We start from the raw sequence: 3,931 nt of genomic DNA on the forward strand, positions 1-3,931 counted from the left end.
TCCGCGCCTCCCCGACGGGAGGCGATTCCCGTACTACCGCCCATTCTCGCGATGGCGTGCCGTCAGTCACGGCACGCCATCCGTCTCCGCCATCCACGGCGGGATTTCTCGGAGCAACTGATGAAACCGCACGCGCGTACAGAAAAGCAGGCCGTCGATGCGGCGGACCTGCATCACGAAGCCGGCGCGCCGGCCGCTGCGCGGTCGCTGCCGTACGAAACCATCGCGCTCGTCCTGCAAGGCGGCGGCGCGCTCGGCGCGTATCAGGCCGGCGTGTTCGAAGGGCTGCACGAAGCGGGCGTTCCGCTCGACTGGATCGCAGGCATCTCGATCGGCGCGCTCAACACCGCGCTGATCGCCGGCAATGCGCCCGAACATCGTGTCGAGCGGCTGCGCCAATTCTGGGAAACGATCTGCCAACCGGCGTTCTTTCCCGCGATTCCGGCCGCGTTCGAATTCGCGCTGTTCAACAGCATCGACCAGATCCGCACGTTCTTCACCGCATCGCAGGCCGCAAGCGCGATGATGCAGGGCCAGCAGGGCTTCTTCTCGCCGCGCTTCCCGCCGCCGCTGCCGGGCGTATCCGATCATCCGGAAAAGATCAGCTGGTACGACACGTCGGCACTGCGCGCGACGCTGCTCAAGCTGTGCGATTTCGACCGGATCAACTCGGGCGAGACGCGCGTGTCGGTCGGCGCGGTCAACGTCGGCACCGGCAACTTCGTGTACTTCGACAACTCGCGCATCCGCCTCGAGCCCGAGCACTTCATGGCGTCCGGCGCACTGCCGCCCGCGTTCCCGCCGGTCGAGATCGACGGCGAGTATTACTGGGACGGCGGCGTCGTGTCGAACACGCCGCTGATGGAAGTGCTGCGCGCGCGTCCGCGGCGCGACACGCTCGCGTTCCAGGTCGATCTGTGGAGCGCACGCGGGCCGCTGCCGCGCACGATGGCCGACGTCGCGGAACGCACGAAGGACGTGCAGTATTCGAGCCGCACGCGTTTCGTCACCGATACGCTGCAGCGCGAACAGCGCTACCGCAACGTGCTGCGCCACGTGCTCGAGCAGGTGCCGGAAGCGCAGCGCAAGAACGACCCGTGGTGCATCGAGGCTGAAGCGATGTCGAGCGGGAAGAAGTACAACATCCAGCACCTGATCTATCAGCAGAAGGCGTACGAGCACCACTACAAGGACTATCAGTTCGGTCTGTCGACGATGCGCGACCACTGGTGCGCGGGTCTCGACGACATCCGCAAGACGCTCGCGGTCAAGGACGGCCTCGCGCTGCCCATCAACGACGCGGGCTTCGTCACGCACGACATTCACCGCCGCCGGTGATGCCGTGTGCGACGGACCGGCGCGCAGGCTGCGCCGGTCCGTCCTCTTTTCCGATTCGACATGCCGATCTTCATTGCGCTGTTCGCGCTCATCGCCCTGGGATGGGGCGCCGTCCACCTGTTTCACGTCATCGCCGCGCAGTTCGGCCAGCCGGTCGCGATCGCGGCCGCCGTGCTCGCCGCCGCGATCCTGATCGCGCTGATCGCATGGTGGATCAAGCGCCGCCGCGACATCGCACCGAACACGAAGGAACAAGGCTGGACCCACATCGTGCATCGCGCGTGGGGCGAGCTGCGCGTGTCCGCGACGCAGGGGCTGCTGTGGCTGTCGCACGACGGCGCGGACGGCCGCTATACGTTGTCGCAGCTCGACGGCTGCGAGGCGGCGCCGATCGGCGGCCGCTGGCATCTCGTCGTGCGCGTGCGCGACGCGGTGCGCGGCGAATGGAAACTGCCGATGATGGACAAGCGCGATGCGCAGCGCTGGGCGCGCGTGCTGATGCTCGCGAAGGACAACCGGCTGTAGGACGGCGGCGCGGTTCCCTGAGCGCCCTAGCGCGCGCCGAGCGCCCACAACGCGTCGAGCACGTGCTGGGTCGACCGCTCGACCGGGCCGGCCCGATGGGCGATGCCCAGTTCGCGCCACAACGCCGGACGCAGCGGCCGCATGACGATGCGTGGGTCGGGCAACGGGGCGCCCGCCTCGTGCGGCAGTAGCGTCGCGCCGTAACCCGCTGCAACCAAGCTCTTGATCGCATCGTTGTAGTTGAGTTCGATGCGCGGCTCGGGCCGGTGGCCGCCGAGCGCGAACCATTCCGTCGTGAGCCGCGACAGGCGGGTGGTCGCATCGTTGAGAATCAGCGGGCGCGCGGCCAGATACGCCGGCGTCACGCGTGCCGGCAGCCGCCAGTCCGCGGGCAGAAAGGCCAGCACCGGATCGCGCCGCCACGCGCGGATCGACAGCCCCGCGACCGCCGCCTGCGGCAGGGCAACCAGCCCGACATCGAGCGAGCCCTGCGCAATCCGCGCCAGTGTGTCGTGCGACGTGAGCACCGCTATCTGCACATCGATGTCCGGATGCTGCTCGCGCAGCCGGGCCACCGCCTGCGGCAACAGATGGGCGATCGCCCCGGTCGATGCGCCGAGGCGCACCCGCCCGGTCAGACCCTGCACTTGCCGCTCCACGTCGTCGAGGGTCGACTCGACCTCGGCCAGCAGACGGCGCGCCCGCTCCACCAGCACCGCACCGATCGTCGACGGCTGTACGTTGCCGCGCGTGCGCGACAGCAATGGCGCACCGATGCGGCTTTCGAGTTCGGCGACATGAAGGCTGACCGTCGGCGGCGCAAGATGAAGCAGTTGCGCGGCGGCCACGAAGGATCCCTGGTCGGCGATTGCGACCAGCGTACGCAGCCGGTCCAGACTGATCTCGCGCATGCCCACCTCTCGTTCAGGAAAACTGAATCCGGTCATCAGGAAATTCAACTTTTCCTATTCTAGGCGTTCGATGGACGATACGGCTTTCCCGATGCCCGAAACGAGGAACGCGACCATCATGAGCCTCCCTACTGTCTATATCGACGGCGACCAAGGTACGACCGGACTGCAGATCCACGAGCGCCTGCGGGATCGCACCGACCTGCGGCTCGTCACGCTGCCGGACGCCGAGCGCAAGGACCCCACGCGGCGCGCCGAAGCGATCAACGCATGCGATATCGCGATTCTGTGCCTGCCCGACGCCGCCGCGCGCGAAGCGGTCGGCTTCATCCGGAATCCGGCGGTACGCGTGATCGATGCGAGCTCGGCCCATCGCACCGAACCGGAATGGGTCTACGGTTTCCCCGAGATGGCCGACGGGCACGCGCAGACCATCGCACGCGCGCGGCGCGTCACCAATCCGGGCTGCTATCCGACGGGCGCGATCGGGCTGCTGCGGCCGCTGCAACAGGCCGGCCTGCTGCCGCGCGACTACCCGGTGAGCATCCATGCGGTGTCCGGTTACTCGGGCGGCGGCCGCGCCGCCGTCGACGCATTCGAATCGAACGACGCCGCGCGCGCGAAACCGCTGCAGGTCTACGGCCTCGCGCTCGCGCACAAGCATGTGCCCGAGATCCAGCTGCATGCCGGGCTCGCGCACCGTCCGCTGTTCGTGCCGGCTTACGGCGCCTATCGGCAGGGCATCGTGCTTACGGTGCCGATCGAGTTGCGCCTTCTTCCGGCCGGCGTGACCGGTGAGTTGCTGCACACGTGTCTCGCGCACCATTACGCCGGCGCGCGCCATGTCGAGGTCACGCCGCTCGCGGATACGCGCACGATCACGCATCTCGATCCGCAGGCGCTGAACGGCACGAACGACCTGCGGCTGAGCGTGTTCGTCAATGACGATCACGCTCAGGTGCTGCTGTCCGCCGTGTTCGACAATCTCGGCAAAGGGGCATCCGGCGCGGCCGTGCAGAATCTCGACCTGATGCTCGGCGCGGCGAGCGCGGCGAAAGCGGCTTGAACGCCTGAGCCGCGGGTGTGAGCCGCGGTTTGGGTGCGGGTGCGGGTGCGGGTGCGGGTGCGGGTGCGGGTGCGGGTGCGGGTGCGGGTGC

At 68.2% G+C, this 3,931-nt stretch carries 4 protein-coding genes; 3 read left to right on the forward strand and 1 reads right to left on the reverse strand.

Annotation, left to right across the window (positions count from 1 at the left end):
* Positions 1-120 precede the first annotated feature (120 nt).
* Positions 121-1,338, forward strand: coding sequence for a patatin-like phospholipase family protein (locus U4Y91_RS36380; RefSeq protein ID WP_321809100.1), 1,218 nt, complete (start codon positions 121-123; stop codon positions 1,336-1,338).
* Between the two features lie 60 nt (positions 1,339-1,398).
* Complete coding sequence (locus tag U4Y91_RS36385; protein ID WP_321798128.1) at positions 1,399-1,863, forward strand: signal peptide protein; 465 nt, start codon at positions 1,399-1,401, stop codon at positions 1,861-1,863.
* A 26-nt stretch (positions 1,864-1,889) separates the two neighbouring features.
* Here the strand turns inward: U4Y91_RS36385 and U4Y91_RS36390 are convergent, their stop codons facing one another.
* Positions 1,890-2,774 carry a LysR family transcriptional regulator gene (locus U4Y91_RS36390; protein WP_124666392.1) on the reverse strand — a complete coding sequence of 295 codons (885 nt, stop codon included), beginning with the start codon at positions 2,772-2,774 and terminating at the stop codon, positions 1,890-1,892.
* Between the two features lie 118 nt (positions 2,775-2,892).
* On the opposite strand from U4Y91_RS36390, the gene argC reads away from it, so the two are divergent.
* Positions 2,893-3,840, forward strand: coding sequence for an N-acetyl-gamma-glutamyl-phosphate reductase (argC, locus tag U4Y91_RS36395; RefSeq protein ID WP_321809101.1), 948 nt, complete (start codon positions 2,893-2,895; stop codon positions 3,838-3,840).
* Positions 3,841-3,931 lie beyond the last annotated feature (91 nt).

This window comes from Burkholderia sp. BCC1993, assembly GCF_905339865.1.
Taxonomy (GTDB): domain Bacteria; phylum Pseudomonadota; class Gammaproteobacteria; order Burkholderiales; family Burkholderiaceae; genus Burkholderia.